We start from the raw sequence: 16,469 nt of genomic DNA, 5'->3' as shown, positions 1-16,469 counted from the left end.
CTCCTTAAGGGTGATGTGCGGCTCCGGCCGGCCGGGGGAAGACCGTGCCGTCGAAGATCTTGCGTGCGGTGCGGACGACGGCGGTGCGCCGGGCCACGGGTGCGGCGGCCCCGGGGCCGTACTCGACAGCTGCTTCGATGTCGAGGAATCCGGTGGGGTGTTCGATACGCAGCCGGTCGCCCCGTTCCGGCGGGTGTGCCACGGCGTGCCCGACGCCGCCTTCCACGCGCAGCCCCGCGGCGACGCTCGCGGCGCCGAGGACGCCGATGGAGGTGTGGCAGCGCACCGGGATGAAGGTGCGGGTCATGACGGCACCGCCGTCGCGCGGCGGAGCGAGCAGGGTCAGCTTGGGTACGGTGGCGTGCTCGACGTCGCCGAGACCCATCAACTTGCCCGCCTCCAGCCGGATCTCGCGGAGCCGGTCGGCCAGCGCCAGATCCTCCTCCAGGTCCCTGGGAGACTCGTACCCGGTGACGCCCAGCGAGGACGCGGCGATCAGCACGGTCGGCATGCCGTTGTCCACGCAGGTCACCGGGGTGTCGGCGACGAGGTCCCGGGCGCGGCCGGTGGGCAGCAACGGGCTGCTCCCCTGCGGGAATTCGATCACCACCGGCGCCGCCGTCCCCGGCACCCCGGAGATCTCGGCGGAGCCCGTGTAGACCACGCGCCCGCCCTCGGTGGGGAAGCTCGCGACCGCCAGGTCCCCCGAGTTGACCATGCGGATACGTACCGAGGTACGGCCCTCCCCCGGCTCGACCAGCCCGCGCTCGACGGCGAACGGGCCGAGCCCGGCGAGGATGTTGCCACAGTTCTGACGGTCCGACACCTCCGCCTTCTCGACGGCGACTTGGAGGAACAGGTAGTCGACATCCGCGGCGGGGTCGGCGGAGACCGAGACCACGGCCACCTTGCTGGTCAGCGGGTGGGCACCTCCCAGGCCGTCGATCTGGCGCGGGTCGGGGCTCCCCATCACACGCAGCAGCAGGTCGTCGCGTTCGGCGGTGTCGGCGGGCAGGTCCCCGGCCAGGAAGTAGGCACCCTTGGAGGTGCCGCCGCGCAGGAGCATGCAGCGCACTCCTTCGGGCCCGCTCACGGCGCGGCTCCGTCCCGCACGTACTCGTCGTAGGACGTGTACGTCACGCCCAGGCGTACGAGGGTCTCGCGCAACCCGTAGCGGTCCAGGCCGAGTTCGCCTTCGAGGAAGGCGGCGCGGGCCAGCGCTTCTTTCCGCTCGCGGGCCTCGGACGCCTCGGCGACCCGGCGGGCGTCCTCGCGGGGCACGCACACCACACCGTCGTCGTCGGCGAGGATCACGTCTCCGGGCCGGACGATCTGCCCGCCGAGGGCCACCGGAACGTTGACGGAGCCGCCGGTCGCCTTCACGGTGCCCTGCGGGCTGACCGCGGCGGACCAGGCGGGGAAGCCCATCTCGCGCAGTTCGGCGGTGTCCCGGATGCCGGCGTTGATGACCAGGCCGCGTACACCGCGCCGGTGGAGCGCGGTGGCGAACAGCTCGCCGAACATGCCGTCGGTGGAGGGCGAGGTGGTGGTGACGACCAGGATGTCGCCCTCGCCGCACTGCTCGACGGCGGCATGGATCATGAGGTTGTCGCCGGGCCAGGACAGCACGGTGACCGCGGTGCCCGCGACGCGGACGTCCTGCTGGATGGGGCGCAGACGGGTGCCGAGCAGACCGGTGCGGCCCATCGCCTCGTGCACCGTCGCGGTGCCGTATCCGGCGATCGCCTCGACGTCCTTCGCGTCCGGCTTCGGCGGGCCGGTGACGATCACGCCGCTCATGCCAGTTCCTTCGCGATCTGCGGGTAGGGACGCATGTACGCCTCGGCCATGGTCTTGTGGGCCAGGCCCAGGTTGGGGCCGGCGTTGCGCTTGAGCTGGACCCCGCGGCGTACGGCGAGGTCGGTGTAGTAGTCCCACAGGTGCTGCTGGGCGCCGAGGCATTCCATCGCCTTGCGCTTGGTCTCCCACACCTCGGTGATGTCGAGGAGCACTTCGGGCCTGAAGCCGCTCATCTCCGGCTGGTGGGGCTCGAAGTAGAAAACGGGCGGGGCGCCGATGATCTCGCCCTCGCCGGGGTAGCCGATGGCCTGGGCGAGGACACGGGCCTCCAGCGCCATACGGTTGGCGGCCGGGTGGTCGCCGTTGTACGGGTCCTCGGCCGGGTGGGTGAGCACGACGTCCGGCTGGGTCTCGCGGTAGACCGTCACCAGGCGGTCGGTGAGCTCGGCGGTGGCGGTCAGCGGGTAGTCGCCCGCGTCGAAGAAGCGGACCTCGGCACCGAGGGTGGCGGCGGCCTTCTCGGCCTCCTCGCGGCGTATCGCCTTGATCTCGTCGAGCTTCTTGCCCGCACGCCAGGCCTTGGCGGACTCGCCGCGCTCGCCGAAGGTCAGGCACGCGATGGTGACCTTTTCCCCCCGGGAGGCGGCCAGGGCGATGGCTCCCCCGGCCCGCCACACGAAGTCTCCGGCGTGCGCGGTGACGACCAGGGTCGACCGTGCGGGGCGTCCCCCTTGGCCGGGTGGGGCCGAGGGCTCGGGGGCGGCGGGCGCGTTGCCGTGCGTCATTGCAGCAATCTCCTTGGTGGACAGGTGGGCGCCCGCCTCGGCTGTCCGTCGTACCGCGCGTCGCCGCGCGACACGTCAGTCGCGCAGCGCTTCGATCACACTGCCGAGGTGAGCGCGGACGGCCGCTTCGGCCGCCTGCGGGTCCCTGGCCGCGATCGCCTCGATCATGGCCAGGTGTTCACTCAGGGACTGCTGCGCACGACCGGGACGCAGCGCCAACTGGAACCGGTGGCGCACCAGTTGGGCGTTGAGCCGTTCCAGGAGTCCCACGGCCGTCCGCTGGCCGGAGAACTCCCTGATCCGGGCGTGTACTTCGTGGTTGAGCTCGGAGTAGGTCACCGGTTCGCCGTCGGCGACCGCTTTGGTCATGGCGGCGCCCAGGTCGGCCAGTTCGGCGAGCTGGTCGTCCGTGGCCAGGGCGGCCGCCTTGGCGGCGCAGAGGCCTTCGAGCGCCATACGGCACTCGGTGATGGCGACCGCTTCCTCCACGGTGACCACCCGGACGCGTGACCCGCGGTTACGGATCCGCTCGACCAGTCCCTCCGATTCCAGCTCGATCAGCGCCGCCCGGGCGCTGGCCCGGGTGACACCGAACTGTTCGGCGAGTTCGTTCTCCACCAGCCGCTGGGCCGGTGCCATCTCTCCGCGCAGAATCGCCTGCCGCAGCTGCACCAACGCGTGCTGCTTGGCCTGCTCGCCGGTGCCTGGACGGGCTTCCGTCTGCATTGCTGCCCTCCCTGAGTGAGTGCCTGTCGAACGTAAATCTAGACCAACAAGATTGTCAACAATTTTGTTCGGTATGTTGCCGACACACTTCGGCGGCTCCACTCGTACCCGAGCGCGACCGGTCGGGCGCTCCGTCCTCCACGTCCACCGGGTTGTGGCGCGTGGGTGGCGGCCCCACCATGAACTGCGACCGCCGCGGCCCGAGGGGCTTGCGGCGGCCCGCCCCTCTCCGCGCACCGATCGCCCGAACGCCGGGAGTCCCGGGCGCATCTGCGTCACAGTCCACAGCGGAACGCCAACTCACCTTCGAGCGAAGGGACTTACCGAATGCGCGCCTCGCTCCGCACCGGGTCGGCAGGGGTCGCGGCCCTGTGCCTGTCCCTCGTCGCCGTTCCCGCGCACGCGACTCCCCCGGGCCCCGGGGTCAGTGGCAGGGTCATCGCGCAGAGGACCGTCGGCGGCACGGACTACATCCTCCGGGAGATCACCATTCCGGCCGGCCAGGCGACCGGCTGGCACTACCACGACGGCCCGCTGTACGGCTACGTCAAGCAGGGCACCCTCAGCCACTTCGACTCGACGTGCGCGAAGGACGGCCTCTACCGGACCGGCGACTCGCTCACCGAGCCGCCCGGCCCCACGAACGTCCACATCGGACGCAACCTCGGCACGAAGCCGCTGGTCCTGGACGTCCTCTATGTACTGCCGCACGGCGCACCCCTCTCCGAGGACGCCCCGAACCCCGGCTGCCCCTTCCAGTAGCGTCCGAGGACGCCCGGCGAACGGCGGGTCGGCCGGACGCGGCTCCGCCGCCGCGTCGCACGCCGGGTTGCCGGCCCTCCATCCCCCGTGGTGGAGGGCCTGTGCTGTGCTGGGGTCCTACCCCTGGACCTCGGGCGGTGCGATGCCGAACCTGGCGGCGCTCTCCGTGAGTTCGCGCCACACCTTGGCCGCCACGGGCACCCCCTCGCCCGCGCGCCGAGCGGCCACCGCCGCGCTGCACTCGCCCGGGTAGAACACGCCCTGCCCCGTCCGCCGGGGTCAGTGCCTTGAGCGTGGCGAGCGTGGCGTCGACCGCCGCGGTGAAGTCGTCCGCGTCGCCGCAGGCCGCCGGGTCGATGGCGACGAGCAGGGCGTTCTGGCGGTGTTTGCGGCCCTCGGGATCGTCGGAGTGGAAGGCGGCGAAGATCGGCGCGCCAACGAGCACGCTGGTGAGCAACTCGAAGGCGAGCGACATGCCGGACCCCTTGGCGCCGCCCAGCGGCAGCAGCATGACGGCCTTGTCCGGGTCCGTGGTGGGGGTGCCGTCCTCGGTGGCGGCGGCCCCCTCGGGCAGCGGGGTTCCGCTCGCCCTGGCCTGCCGGATCCTGCCCAGGGCGATGGTGGCGGTGGCCATGTCGAGGAGCAGTGGTGCATGGCTCTCGGCGGGTACGGCGACGGCGAGCGGGCTGGTCGCGACGGCCGCGCCCTTGACCCCGGTGTAGCCCATGTTGGGCATGCCGGCGACGAACGCGATGCCGATCAGGCCCTGTTCGGCGATCTTCGAGACGTAGTAGCCGATCGCGCCGGTGTGCACGGTGCGGCGCACCCCGACGGCCGCGATGCCGCTCGCCCTGGCCCGGGTGACCGCCTCCTCGGCGGCGGCGGTGAGGGCCACCGGGCCGGGCGCGCGGTCGGCGTCGAGGACGGCGACGGCCCCGGTACTCGACTCGACCGTGATCTCGGGACGGGCGTTGGCCACCCCCTTGGCGAGCAGTTCCAGGTAGGCGGGGACGCGCGCGGTGCCGTGGGAGTCGACGCCGCGCAGCGCGGCCCAGACGAACACCTCGGCGGTCGTACGGGCATGCTCGGGGCGCAGGCCGCCCTTCTCCAGGAGGGCGGCGGCGAAGCCGCGCAGCTCCTCGGCGGGGACGAGTACCTTGCCCGGCCCGGGCGTTGGGGTGTCGGTCATGGTGGCGGGTGCCTCCTGGATCAGCGGGTGACGAGAACGTCGACGACGGCGGTGGTGCCCTCCGCCACGGCCTTGAGCGCGCGCTCCAGGGCGGGGGCGAGCGCGTCCGGCGCGTCGACGGTCTCGGTGTGCATGCCGAACGGCTCGGCGAACTGCGCGAGTCGGGGGAGTCGGCGCAGGTCGGTGCCCAGCCACTCGCCGGTGTCGGCCGCCGCGCCCTCGGGGTAGAACCTGCGGTGGTTGAGGTTCATCGACTTGTAGACGCGGTTGTTGAAGACCACGATCAGCAGCGTCAGGCCGTAGGCGTTCGAGGCGTCGTACGACGGGATGACCGGGTTGTACGCGAAGGCCCCGTCGCCGATCGTGAGGACCACCGGACGCTCCTGCGCGGCGAGTTTGACGCCGAGCGCGACCGCGATGCCCTGGCCGAGTCCGCCCTGCACATAGAAGTACGAGTCGGGGTCGGCGGTCTGCGTATGGCGTTTGACGACGCGGCTGTGCGTGATGGTCTCGTCGACGACGACGGCGTCCTGCCCGTCGAGCAGCCTCCGCAGCGTGGCGGCCACGTGCACCGGGTCGATGCCCTCGGCCTGTGCCGCCTTCGCCTCGGCCGCCGCGATCGCGGCCTCTTCGTCCGCGTGCCGCTCCTCGTGCGCCGCGCGCCGCGCGGTGACGGCGGCCACGGTGGCCGGGGTCGTCGACGGCGAGGTGACGAAGCTGGAGCGGTTCGACACCACCTACGTGCCCTCCCCCGTCCCCCATCTCTTCAGGAACATCGGCGACGGCCCGCTGCGCATCCTGTGGGTCTACTCCTCGGGCCATGTGACCCGGACGTTCACCGCGACCGGCAAGACGGTCGAACACCTCTCGGACGAGGACCAGATGGGCTGAGCGCTCGGCGCACGAGGCCGGGGGACGAGGCGGCGGCTCTCTCCTCGGCGAGTACGGTCCCGACCCCCGCCGGGGGGAGGACGGCCCCGCCCTCATGAGGGCGGGGCCGTCTTCAGGTGCGGGCCGGCACGCGGCTAGCGGGCCGGTGCCCCCTGCGAGGGCGCCGGGGCCGGCGCGAGGCCGGTGGGCCGGGTGGTGAAGACACCCCGGCCCTGCGTCCGGCTGCGCAACCGGGTCGCGTAGCCGAAGAGTTCGACCAGCGGCACGGTGGCGGTGATCACCGCCGTGCTCCCACGGGCGAGCGAGCCCGAGACCCGGCCGCGCCGGGCCGCGAGGTCGCCGAGCACCCCGCCCACGGCGTCCTCGGGCACGGTGACCGTGACCTCGACCACCGGTTCCAGCAGGAGCATGGCGCTGGCGCGCAGCGCCTCACGGAGCCCGAGCCGGCCGGCCGTGCGGAACGCCATCTCCGAGGAGTCCTTCGCATGGGTCGCCCCATCCGTGAGGGTGACGCTCAGCCCGGTCACCGGGTGACCGCCGAGGGGACCCTCGGCGAGCGCGTCCCGGCAGCCGGCCTCCACGGCACGGACGTACTCCTGCGGCACCCGGCCACCGACGACAGCCGATCGGAACGTGAAGCCCGCCGGACTCCCCTCGGCGCCGTCCGGGTCGGTCCCCAGCGGCTGCACGTCGAGGACGACATGGGCGAACTGCCCGGCGCCGCCGTCCTGTTTGACATGCCGGTACACCAGACCCGACACCCCGCGGGCCACCGTCTCCCGGTAGGCCACCCTCGGCCGCCCGACGGCGACGTCGAGCCCGTGGGAGCGCCGGATCTTCTCCACCGCCACCTCCAGATGCAGTTCCCCCATGCCCGACAGCACCGTCTGCCCGGTCTCGGAGTCGGTGCGGACGACCAGCGAGGGGTCCTCCTCGACCAGACGCGTCAGCGCCGACACCAGGCGGTCGGTCTCGGTGCTCCTGCGTGCCTCGACCGCCACGGACACCACCGGATCGGCGACGACCGGCGGTTCGAGGAGCAGGGGCGCCGCGGGGGCGCACAGCGTCGCCCCGGCCCGGGCGGTCTTCGGCCCGATCACGGCGACGATGTCACCGGCCACCGCGCGCTCCAGCTCCGCGTGGCGGTCGGCCCGGACCCGCAGAATGCGTCCGATCCGTTCGGTGCGTCCCGTGCCCACGTCCATCACCGCCTGTCCCTTCTCCACCGTGCCCGCGTAGACACGCAGATACGTCATCCGTCCGGTGGCGGTGGCGTTCACCTTGAACACCAGCCCCGCGAACGGCGCTTCGGGGTCCGCCGCCCGTTCCTGCTCCGCTCCGCCGTGCGTGCCACGGACGGCGGGCACGTCGAGCGGCGAGGGCAGGTAGGCCACCACGGCCTCCAGCAGCGGTTCGATCCCCCGGTTGCGGTAGGCCGAACCGCACAGCACCACCACGCCCTCGCCGGTACTGGTCAGGTCGCGCAGCGCCGTCGAAAGGGTCTGTGCCGAGAGGGTGAAGCGGGCGCAGAACTCCTCCAGGGCCACCGGGTGGAGCTCCGCCACCGCCTCCTCCAGCAGCCGTCGTCGCCGTCGGGCCTCCTCCAGCAGGCCCTGCGGCACCGGGACTTCGTCGGCCGACTCGGCACCGTCGGCCCACACCAGAGCGCGCATCCGCAGGAGATCCACCACACCGGTGAAGGACTCCTCCGTACCGATCGGCAACTGGACGACCAGCGGCGCCGGATGCAGCCGTTCCCGGATCGACGCGACCGCGGTGTCGAGGTCGGCGCCGGCTCGGTCCAGCTTGTTCACGAAGGCGATCCGCGGGACGCCGTGCCGGTCGGCCCGCCGCCACACCGACTCGCTCTGCGGTTCTACGCCCGCCACGGCGTCGAACACGGCGACGGCGCCGTCGAGGACACGGAGCGAGCGCTCCACCTCGTCGGAGAAGTCGACGTGGCCCGGGGTGTCGATCAGGTTGATCCGGTGGCCGTCCCAGGCGCAGCTGACGGCCGCGGCGAAGATGGTGATGCCGCGGTCGCGTTCCTGGGGGTCGAAGTCGGTGACGGTGGTGCCGTCGTGGACCTCGCCCCGTTTGTGGGTGGTGCCGGTGAGGTACAGGATCCGTTCGGTGACGGTGGTCTTCCCCGCGTCGACATGGGCGAGGATGCCCAGGTTGCGGACGGCGGCGAGGGGGTTGGTGACGGGGTCGATGAGGTGACGGTGCAGGTCGGTACGCACGGCCCAGGGCCTTTCGGACGATCGGAACGGGTCGGCGCGATTCCCGGACGACACACCTGTGATCAGGCGGTGGCGGGCCTCCGGCAGGCAGGACGCGGAACGACCGGGCGTGCGGGCGGAGGTCAGAGAGTCGTCGTCACGGGCATCCGGTTCCGGCCGCGCAGCCGGTACCGGGCCCACGGAGACACGAGGATCACCTCGTGCTGTGACCGGGGAACGACGACAGCGGTGCGGTAACGCACGGCCCGGCTCCCCTCGTTCGTCACGACACACGCGGCACCGGAAGGGGTGGCGTGTGATTCCGTGGCGAGTGTAGGGAACCGGGCACGGACGGCGCACCGGGTTTTCCGAGGTCCGCTCGGGCTGCCGTCCTCACCCTGGGCCGGTCGGCTCAGTTGCGGCTCCACTGCTGGTTCGTTCCCCCGTTGCACGACCACAGGACGATCGGTGTTCCGTTCGCCGTGCCGTTGCCCGACGCGTCGAGGCACAGGCCGGAGACATTGCTGGTGATGGTGCCGTTGGTGTTGAGGGTCCACTTCTGGTTGGTGCCGCCGTTGCAGTCCCACAGGACGACCCGAGCGCCGTTCGCGGTCCCGCTGTTGTAGTCGTCCAGGCACTTGTTGCCGTAGACGACGAGTTCGCCGCGCGAGGTGGCGGTGAACGTCTGGTTCTGGCCACCGCCGCAGTCCCAGAGTTCGGCCTGGGTGTTGTTGGTGATGGCGCTCTTGAAGAAGTCGAGGCAGCGTCCGGAGCCGGTGCCGACGATCGCGGTGCCGTTGGTTCCCGGAAGGGCCCGGACCGCGACGGCGTCGATGTCGGGCGCGGTGCCCGAGGCCGCGAAGGCCAGGGTGTTGGAGCCCTTGGCCAGGGAGGCGAGGACGGAGACGGTGCGGTACGTGCTGGACGACCCGGTGGGCGGGAAGGCGAGGGTCTGCGCGTACTGGCCGTCGACCTGGAGGGTCGCCCGGCGGGCCGTGGAGCCGCCGTTGGCGTAGCTGATGTCGACGAGCTTCGTGCCGGCGGCGGCCGCGCTCACGCCGGTGAAGGTCGGTGTCGTCGCCGAGGTGGTGTCCTCGTACGTCGTGCCCGAGCCCTCGGTGCCGCCGACGGTGAGCAGGACGGCCTCCCCCGCGGGGACACTGGTGGTGTAACTCGTCGCGTAGGAACCGGCGTTGGTGGCCGACCACACGTTGCGGACGGTGGCGGAGGCCGTGGTCAGGCCCATATCCGCCCAGCGGGCGGTGATGTTGGCGGCGGCGGACGTGCGGTTCAGCAGCAGGACCGCGCGCTTGCCGGTCCCGGCGAGGACCTTGCTGTAGACCTGAAGGCCCGACGTGTCCTCGGCGACCTTGACGCCCTGGAGACCTCGCGGGTCCTGGTCGATGGCGATGACCTCGGAGTTGGTGAGGAGCGACGTGGTCGAGGCGCTCATGGTGGCCAGGTTGTTGCCCGCGAGCAGGGGCGCGCCGGAGATGGCCCACAGGCCCATGTGGGTACGGTTCTGGGCGGCGCTCAGTCCCGTCATGCCGACGGTCATCATGTCGGGGTCGTTGTAGAAGCCGGTGTGCTGTGCGGCGGGGTGCAGCGACTTGTCGAAGTTCGCGAGGACGCTCGCCATCGAGGGGTTGTCGGGCCAGTAGACGATGTCGGTGCTGGTGCGCCAGAGGTCACCGGTGCCGGCGGCCCAGTTCCACGGGTTGCCCGTGCCCCATTCGCACAGCGACAGGACGAGCGGGCGTCCGGTGACCGCGGTGGCGGCGGCGTTCGCGTCGCGGATCGCCTTGTACGTCGTCTCCTGGTCGAGGCCCTCGGCGTCCCCGCCGCACCAGTCGACCTTGACGAAGTCGAAGCCCCAGTTCTGGAAGGCCTGGAGGTCCTGCTGGTTGTGGCCCTCCAGGCCGGTGCCGGGGGTGGCCGGCGTGGTGGAGGGTGTCGGGTAGTAGTAGCCGCAGCCGTTCTTCCCCGCGTCGGTGTAGATACCGGCCTTGAGACCCTTGCCGTGGATGTAGTCGGCGATGGCCTTCATGCCGCCCGGCCACTGGGCGGTGTCGACGCTGATGTTGCCGCCGCTGTCGCGGGCGCCCTGCCACCAGCCCTCGTCGATGTTGACGTACTTGTATCCGGCGGCGGCCATGCCGGAGGAGACGAGGGCGTCCGCCTGGGCCTTGATGGTGGCGTAGTCGATGGCGCTGGCGAAGCTGTTCCAGGACGCCCAGCCCATCGGAGCCGGGGTGACCCCGATCTGGCTGGTGGAGACCGCGGTCGGCTCGGCCCTGAGCGGCGCGGCCGAACGGCCGAGACCGGTCAGTCCGGCGACGGCGAGCAGCAGGACGGCGCAGTGGACGCCCACGCGTCTGAGGAGGTGCACGAGACGGGGCGGCGTGTTCGAAAGAGGGGACATGCGGCTCTCCCTTGGGGGGTTTGTTCGCAGACTCGAACAAAAGTCAACGCGACTCGCCATATGGCAGCGCCTTGGCCGAGCCGCGTCAAGTCCCTTGTCACAAAGGGCCGTTCACCTTCGCACCACCCTTCACCGACGGGGCGGACGTCCGGGCGGGAGACACGCCCCGTTCATCCCGTCACGGGAGTGCCTGTCCCGGGAGATCGTGCGCCGGTGACGTGCGAGGACGAACGGGGTGGGGGCGACGGCCGCACCCCGCCGGGCCCGCGCTCGCGATACCTTTCGCCGTGTCAGAGCCCCACGGCTCCACCAGCAGGTCTTCAACGTCGGGATGGTCATGCGCGAGGAAGCAATCGTCGAGGCAGCCGCCGGAGTTCATCTGGTGCACGGCAGCAACACGAACTGGGTGGTGCTGACCGAGGGCGACTCCGTCACCCTGATCGACACGGGGTACCCCGGAGACCGCGAGCAACTCCTGGCGTCGCTCAAGACCCTCGGCCACGCGCCCGAGGCCGTGACAGCCGTGCTCATCACGCACGCGCACAACGACCACCTCGGTTCCGCCGAGTTCCTGAACAGCACCTACGGCACCCCGGTCCAGCTGCACGAGGCCGAAGTGCCGCACGCGCGCCGTGATTTCCTCCATCAGGTCAGCGTCGGACAGGTGATGCGGCAGGCGTGGCGTCCCGGGGTACTGCCCTGGGCGGTGCACGCCATCCGCTCCGGCGGCACGACGGATGTGCGCATGACGAAGCCCGAGGCCTTCCCGCACGGAGGCCCACTCGATCTGCCCGGCCGGCCGGTCCCGGTGCACACCCCCGGCCACACGCTCGGCCACTGCGTCTACCACCTGCCGGACGCCGGCGTACTGATCTCCGGTGACGCGCTGGTCAGCGGTCACCCCACGTCACGGCTACGGGGTCCGCAGCTGCTGCCCGAGATGTTCGACACCGAGCGCGCCAGGGCGCTCGCCTCGCTCGACCGCATCGAGGCCCTCGGCGCCGACACGCTGCTGCCCGGGCACGGACCCGTGCACCGCGCTTCGGTACGCGAGGCGGCTCAGCGCGCCCGGGAGCTGGCCGGCTGACGGGGTCCGGCCGATCCATCGCCGCCCGGGTCCGCAACCGGGACCGGCTTGCGGACCCGGGCGGTCGGCGGCCGACGGACCACCGCCGCCGCTTGACGCACGGGGCAGAACGGTGCAAAGCTGTACGTATATGTCGTAAACATACGTCGTTATTCGCATCTCCCTCAGGAGCGTCACGCCATGGCGCCCAGCGAGCCGAGTCGCACGGAACCCTCCGGAACGAAGTCCGCTTCGGTGGGGGTCCCGGACATACAGGTCACCCGGCCCGCCCCCGGGTACCGTCACCCGGTCCGCCGTGCCGACGCGGCACTCACCTCCGCACCGCCGCCCGCGCACACGAAGGAGCCGGGCCCATGAGTGCCCCCTCAACCCTTCTCATCACGGGCGGCGCAGGATTCATCGGAAGTCACGCCTGTGTCGAACTGCTCGACCACGGTTACGAGTTGATCGTGGTCGACGACTACTCCAACAGCACACCACAGGTCTTCGCCCGCGTGGAGCGCATCGCGGGCCGTTTCCTCGGCACCGTCTATGAACTGGACATCCGTGATCGGCGTGCCCTGTCGGCCGTCTTCGACCGACACCCCATCGACGCCGTCGTGCACTTTGCCGCGCACAAGGCCGTGGGAACGTCGACACGGATGCCCATCGAGTACTACGACACCAACGTCGGCGGAACGACCGCACTGCTGAACACCATGCACGAACACGGGGTGCACCAGCTCGTCTTCTCCTCCTCCTGCTCCGTCTACGGCGATGCCGGTCACGGACCGCTCGACGAATCCACCCCGGCCCGGCCCACCAATCCGTACGCGGCCTCCAAGCTCACCTGCGAGCAGATCCTCGCCGACGTCTGCCGGCGCCGGCCGGAGTACACCGTGCTGTGTCTGCGGTACTTCAACCCGGCGGGCGCCCACCCCAGCGGACTGCTGGGCGAGGACCCCCGCGGCTCACCGGAGAACCTGCTGCCGAACGTGGCCCAGGTGGCCATCGGGCGACGGGAACGCCTCAGCGTCTTCGGCGACGACTACCCGACGACGGACGGCACCGCGATCCGCGACTACCTGCACGTCATGGACACCGTCGAAGCCCACCGTGTCGCCCTCGACCACCTCGCGGACGAGCGGGGCATGCGGGTGTACAACCTCGGCATAGGCAAGGGGAGTTCCGTCCTCGACGTGATCGCCGCCTTCTCCGCGGCGTGCGGCCGGCCCGTTCCCTACGAGGTCGTCCCGCGCCGCCCCGGCGATGTGGCCGAACTCGTGGCGGACGCCGGCGCCGTGGCACGCGCCTGGGGTTGGCACCCGTCACGGGGCCTCGCCGAGATGTGCCAGGACGCGTGGCGGTTCCAGCAGCTGAACCCCCACGGCTACGCGGGCTCCGCCCGGCGGCCGAACGCCAAGGACTGACGGCCTCACCACCGACCGCCTGACCACCGACCGGGGGACGGACGGGCCTCCGACCGGCCAACGGATCTACAGGCTGGCTGCCTCCAGCCACTGACGGATCGACAGACTGCCTCCAGCCAAGGAACAGACGGCGCCTCGGCGCCCCCTCCGTGTCATGCGCCGAGTCCGTGTCATGCGCCGGGCGACTGCGGCTCCGACAGCAGGAACGCCGTCTCCACCAGCGCGATATGGCTGAACGCCTGCGGTGCGTTGCCCAGTTGGCGGCCGGTGCCCGGGTCCCACTGCTCCGAGAGCAGTCCGATGTCGTTGCGGATCGCCAGAACACGCTCGAAGGCCTCCCGGGCCTCCTCCCTGTGTCCGGTCGAGGCGAGAGCGTCCGCGTACCAGAGGGAACACGCCACGAACGCGCCCTCGGTACCGTGCAGGCCGTCCACACTGTGCACGCCCTGGCCGTTGTGCGCGTACCGCCGCACGAACCCGCCATGGGTCAGCTCCCGCATCGCGTGCACGGTACCGAGAACCCTGTCGTCCCCGGCCGGCAGGAAACCCAGCCGGGGAATCAGCAGCGCCGAGGCGTCCAGCGCCGACGAACCGTAGGACTGGACGAAGGACCGCCGTCGCGCGTCCCATCCCTCGTGGCACACCTGCTGGTGCACCTCGTCCCGCATGGTCCGCCACACGTCCGAGGACCCGTTCCTGCCGAGCAGCTCGCCCATCCGCAGCGCACGGTCGGCCGCCACCCACGCCATGACCTTGGAATGGACGAACTGCCGTGCCGGTCCGCGCACTTGCCACAACCCCTGGTCCGGCTCACGCCAGTGACGGCGGAGGTGGCCCATCATGGCTTCCACCAGACTCCACACATGGCTCGGCATGGGGATGCCCGCTCGCAGCGAGAGAAGAAGCGTGTCGAGAACCTCGCCGTACACGTCGAGCTGGAACTGGCTCATCGCGGAGTTCCCGAAGCGGACCGGCCGCGACCCCTCGTAGCCCGTCAGCCACGGTGCCTCCGTCTCCGGAAGCAGTCGCTGTCCGCCCACGCCGTACACGGTCTGCAGATCGGCGGGTTCCCCCGCGATGGCCCGTACCAGCCAGCCCAGCCATGCCGCCGCCTCGTCCCGGTAACCGCTGCGCAGCAGACAGGACAGGGTCAGGGTGGAGTCACGCAACCAGCAGAAGCGGTAGTCCCAGTTGCGTTCGCCCCCGATGCAGCCGGGCAGCGAGGTGGTCGGGGCGGCGACGATGCCTCCGGTGGGCGCGTAGGTGAGGGCCTTCAGGGTGATCAGGGACCGCACCACGGCATCACGCCACGGCCCCTCGTAGCGGCACTTTCCGGCCCAGTGCCGCCAGAAGTCACAGGTTTCCTTGAGTACCGTCTCCGCCGGAACGGACAACGGCGCGGGCGGCTCGGGCACGTACGAGGGCGCCCACACGAACGTCAGCGTCGTCTTCCGCCCGGCCCGGACGGTGAAGTCCTGGACGGTGGAGTCCCCGCCGGCGAGCTCCCGCCCCGGGCCCTCGGTGTTCAGCCAGACGGCGTCCGGCCCGGCGACCGCGACGGTGCAGCCTTCGCCGGCCTGGATCCATGGCACGACCCGGCCCTGGTGGAAGCGCAGCCGCAGTTCGCTGCGCATGGCCACGACACCCCACAGGCCTTCCACCACACGCACGATGCAGGGCAGTTGACTGCGTGGCGGCATGAAGTCGGTGACCCGCACGGCGCCCGTGACGGTCTCCCAGCGGGACTCCAGGACGAGGGTGTCGGGCCGGTACGAGCGGCTCACGCAGGGAGCACGCGCCAGCCGTGAGACGGGCGAGATCCGCCAGAATCCGTTGTCCTCCGTGCCCAGCAGCGCGGCCAGACAGGCCGGCGAATCGAACCGGGGCAGGCACAACCAGTCGATGGACCCGTCCCTGCCGACCATGGCAGCCGTTTCCAGATCGCTGATGAGGGCGTAGTCCTCGATGGGTGTGTTCATGATCGAAGCCACGCCGTCGTGTAGATTGCCGCCCCTCCAGCATACGGCCGCCGGGACGGAATTCGCATCCTGACCAGGCACTTCGGGGATCGCACCCTCGACGGCCGTCGCGCTCGTGACACCGACCGCCGACCTACGCCTCGGCCGTCGGCTCCGGTGACCGGCCAGTCGCCCTTCATGCCGCCGCGCTCTCGGCTCGTGGCAGCAGCGGTGCCCACCAGGAACGGTGGGTGCGGTACCAGTCGACGGTCTCCGCGAGACCCGCGGTCAGTTCCTTGCGGGGTACGTAGCCGAGCTCGTCGCGGATCTTCGAGAAGTCGATCGAGTAGCGGCGGTCGTGCCCCTTGCGGTCTTCGACGTAGGTCACCATGTCCCAGTCGGCGCCGCACTCGTCCAGGAGCAGCCCGGTCAGTTCGCGGTTGGACAGTTCGTCGCCCCCGCCGATGTTGTAGATCTCGCCCGGCCGGCCGCCGGTGCGGACGAGTTCGATGCCCCGGACATGGTCGTCGATGTGGACCCAGTCGCGGACGTTGAGGCCGTCGCCGTAGAGCGGTACGGGCCGGCCGTCCAGCAGGTGGGTGACGAAGAGCGGGATGACCTTCTCGGGGAACTGGTGGTGTCCGTAGTTGTTCGAGCACCGGGTCACCCGTACGTCGAGGCCGTGCGTGCGGTGATGGGCCAGCGCGATCAGATCGGACGCCGCCTTAGACGCGGCGTAGGGCGAGGTGGGGCTCACCGGGCCGGTCTCCGACCAGGAGCCCTCGGGGATCGATCCGTAGACGTCGTCGCAGGAGATGTGCACGAAGGTTCCCAGCCGGTGGCGCAGCGCGGCGTCGAGGAGCGTCTGGGTGCCCAGTACGTTCGTGCGGACGAACGCGTCCGCACCCAGGATGGACCGGTCGACATGGGACTCCGCGGCGAAGTGCACGACCTGGTCGTGCTCGGAGACGAGATTGCCGACGAGTGCGGAGTCGCAGATGTCGCCCCGCACGAAGGCGAAGCCGTCCGCGCCCCGGACCTCCTCCAGATTGGCGGGGTTCCCGGCGTAGGTGAGCTTGTCGAGGACCGTGACCGTCACGTCCGGCGGGCCGTCCGGGCCGAGCAGGGTACGGACGTAGTGGGAGCCGATGAATCCGGCTCCGCCGGTGACCAGGATGCGGGTCGAGGTCATGACGGGATCCGCACTTTGCTGTTCCG

13 protein-coding genes and 1 pseudogene are annotated in these 16,469 nt (G+C 71.1%); 4 read left to right on the top strand and 10 right to left on the bottom strand.

The features are described 5' to 3' along the window. Positions 1-4 precede the first annotated feature (4 nt). From ABZX90_RS29380 to ABZX90_RS29365, 4 genes are all read right to left on the bottom strand, one after another. Positions 5-1,093, bottom strand: a complete 1,089-nt coding sequence (locus ABZX90_RS29380; RefSeq protein WP_355209700.1) for a 4-oxalomesaconate tautomerase — start codon at positions 1,091-1,093, stop codon at positions 5-7. Continuing rightward, positions 1,090-1,800, bottom strand: a complete 711-nt coding sequence (locus tag ABZX90_RS29375; RefSeq protein WP_355209697.1) for a 4-carboxy-4-hydroxy-2-oxoadipate aldolase/oxaloacetate decarboxylase — start codon at positions 1,798-1,800, stop codon at positions 1,090-1,092. The genes ABZX90_RS29380 and ABZX90_RS29375 overlap by 4 nt, the downstream gene beginning before the upstream one ends. After that, on the bottom strand, positions 1,797-2,585 hold the full coding sequence (locus ABZX90_RS29370; protein ID WP_351122958.1) for a PIG-L deacetylase family protein: 789 nt from the start codon (positions 2,583-2,585) through the stop codon (positions 1,797-1,799). Before ABZX90_RS29370 ends, ABZX90_RS29375 begins: the two co-directional genes overlap by 4 nt. 75 nt (positions 2,586-2,660) lie before the next feature. Beyond that, positions 2,661-3,311 carry a GntR family transcriptional regulator gene (locus tag ABZX90_RS29365; RefSeq protein WP_351122955.1) on the bottom strand — a complete coding sequence of 217 codons (651 nt, stop codon included), beginning with the start codon at positions 3,309-3,311 and terminating at the stop codon, positions 2,661-2,663. Between the two features lie 327 nt (positions 3,312-3,638). On the opposite strand from ABZX90_RS29365, the gene ABZX90_RS29360 reads away from it, so the two are divergent. Further along, on the top strand, positions 3,639-4,073 hold the full coding sequence (locus ABZX90_RS29360; RefSeq protein WP_351122952.1) for a cupin domain-containing protein: 435 nt from the start codon (positions 3,639-3,641) through the stop codon (positions 4,071-4,073). A gap of 301 nt (positions 4,074-4,374) precedes the next feature. Here ABZX90_RS29360 and ABZX90_RS29355 read toward each other — a convergent pair. Together ABZX90_RS29355 and ABZX90_RS29350 are read right to left on the bottom strand one after the other, a co-directional pair. Beyond that, positions 4,375-5,262 (bottom strand): annotated as a pseudogene (locus ABZX90_RS29355) (Ldh family oxidoreductase); the annotation flags it as partial. Between the two features lie 20 nt (positions 5,263-5,282). Next, positions 5,283-5,945: a thiamine pyrophosphate-dependent enzyme gene (locus ABZX90_RS29350; protein WP_355209692.1), complete on the bottom strand. Its 663-nt coding sequence runs from the start codon at positions 5,943-5,945 to the stop codon at positions 5,283-5,285. A 1-nt stretch (position 5,946) separates the two neighbouring features. Between ABZX90_RS29350 and ABZX90_RS29345 the strand changes: the two genes are divergently transcribed. Next, positions 5,947-6,153: a cupin domain-containing protein gene (locus ABZX90_RS29345; RefSeq protein WP_351122943.1), complete on the top strand. Its 207-nt coding sequence runs from the start codon at positions 5,947-5,949 to the stop codon at positions 6,151-6,153. A gap of 134 nt (positions 6,154-6,287) precedes the next feature. Here ABZX90_RS29345 and fusA read toward each other — a convergent pair whose 3' ends face one another. Together fusA and ABZX90_RS29335 are read right to left on the bottom strand one after the other, a co-directional pair. After that, a complete protein-coding gene (gene fusA / locus ABZX90_RS29340; RefSeq protein ID WP_355209688.1) occupies positions 6,288-8,396 on the bottom strand; it encodes an elongation factor G in 2,109 nt (702 codons plus the stop codon). 391 nt (positions 8,397-8,787) lie between these two features. Beyond that, complete coding sequence (locus ABZX90_RS29335) at positions 8,788-10,797, bottom strand: lectin (protein WP_355209685.1); 2,010 nt, start codon at positions 10,795-10,797, stop codon at positions 8,788-8,790. A gap of 337 nt (positions 10,798-11,134) precedes the next feature. Here ABZX90_RS29335 and ABZX90_RS29330 point away from each other — a divergent pair, with 337 nt between their 5' ends. Beyond that, positions 11,135-11,884 carry an MBL fold metallo-hydrolase gene (locus tag ABZX90_RS29330; RefSeq protein ID WP_351122936.1) on the top strand — a complete coding sequence of 250 codons (750 nt, stop codon included), beginning with the start codon at positions 11,135-11,137 and terminating at the stop codon, positions 11,882-11,884. Positions 11,885-12,237: 353 nt separating this feature from the next. Beyond that, positions 12,238-13,293: a UDP-glucose 4-epimerase GalE gene (galE, locus tag ABZX90_RS29325; protein ID WP_351122934.1), complete on the top strand. Its 1,056-nt coding sequence runs from the start codon at positions 12,238-12,240 to the stop codon at positions 13,291-13,293. 170 nt (positions 13,294-13,463) lie between these two features. Here the strand turns inward: galE and ABZX90_RS29320 are convergent, their stop codons facing one another. Together ABZX90_RS29320 and rfbB are read right to left on the bottom strand one after the other, a co-directional pair. Beyond that, the gene (locus ABZX90_RS29320; protein WP_351122932.1) at positions 13,464-15,272 is read right to left on the bottom strand and encodes a glycoside hydrolase family 15 protein; all 1,809 of its coding nucleotides are present in this window, start codon (positions 15,270-15,272) and stop codon (positions 13,464-13,466) included. 175 nt (positions 15,273-15,447) lie between these two features. Next, positions 15,448-16,443 carry a dTDP-glucose 4,6-dehydratase gene (rfbB, locus tag ABZX90_RS29315; RefSeq protein WP_351122929.1) on the bottom strand — a complete coding sequence of 332 codons (996 nt, stop codon included), beginning with the start codon at positions 16,441-16,443 and terminating at the stop codon, positions 15,448-15,450. Between the last annotated feature and the right edge of the window lie 26 nt (positions 16,444-16,469).

It is taken from the genome of Streptomyces sp. NPDC002935 (genome assembly GCF_040611295.1).
GTDB lineage: Bacteria > Actinomycetota > Actinomycetes > Streptomycetales > Streptomycetaceae > Streptomyces.
Note: the sequence above shows the minus strand (reverse complement) of the source record. Positions and strands in the feature narration are given on the sequence as shown.

Excerpts from the sequence above, each read along its gene's own strand:
- ABZX90_RS29375 (WP_355209697.1), bottom strand. The coding sequence starts at position 1,800 with ATGAGCGGCGTGATCGTCACCGGCCCGCCGAAGCCGGACGCGAAGGAC.
- ABZX90_RS29370 (WP_351122958.1), bottom strand. The coding sequence starts at position 2,585 with ATGACGCACGGCAACGCGCCCGCCGCCCCCGAGCCCTCGGCCCCACCC.
- ABZX90_RS29365 (WP_351122955.1), bottom strand. The coding sequence starts at position 3,311 with ATGCAGACGGAAGCCCGTCCAGGCACCGGCGAGCAGGCCAAGCAGCAC.
- ABZX90_RS29360 (WP_351122952.1), top strand. The coding sequence starts at position 3,639 with ATGCGCGCCTCGCTCCGCACCGGGTCGGCAGGGGTCGCGGCCCTGTGC.
- ABZX90_RS29335 (WP_355209685.1), bottom strand. The coding sequence starts at position 10,797 with ATGTCCCCTCTTTCGAACACGCCGCCCCGTCTCGTGCACCTCCTCAGA.
- ABZX90_RS29330 (WP_351122936.1), top strand. The coding sequence starts at position 11,135 with ATGCGCGAGGAAGCAATCGTCGAGGCAGCCGCCGGAGTTCATCTGGTG.
- galE (WP_351122934.1), top strand. The coding sequence starts at position 12,238 with ATGAGTGCCCCCTCAACCCTTCTCATCACGGGCGGCGCAGGATTCATC.
- ABZX90_RS29320 (WP_351122932.1), bottom strand. The coding sequence starts at position 15,272 with ATGAACACACCCATCGAGGACTACGCCCTCATCAGCGATCTGGAAACG.
- rfbB (WP_351122929.1), bottom strand. The coding sequence starts at position 16,443 with ATGACCTCGACCCGCATCCTGGTCACCGGCGGAGCCGGATTCATCGGC.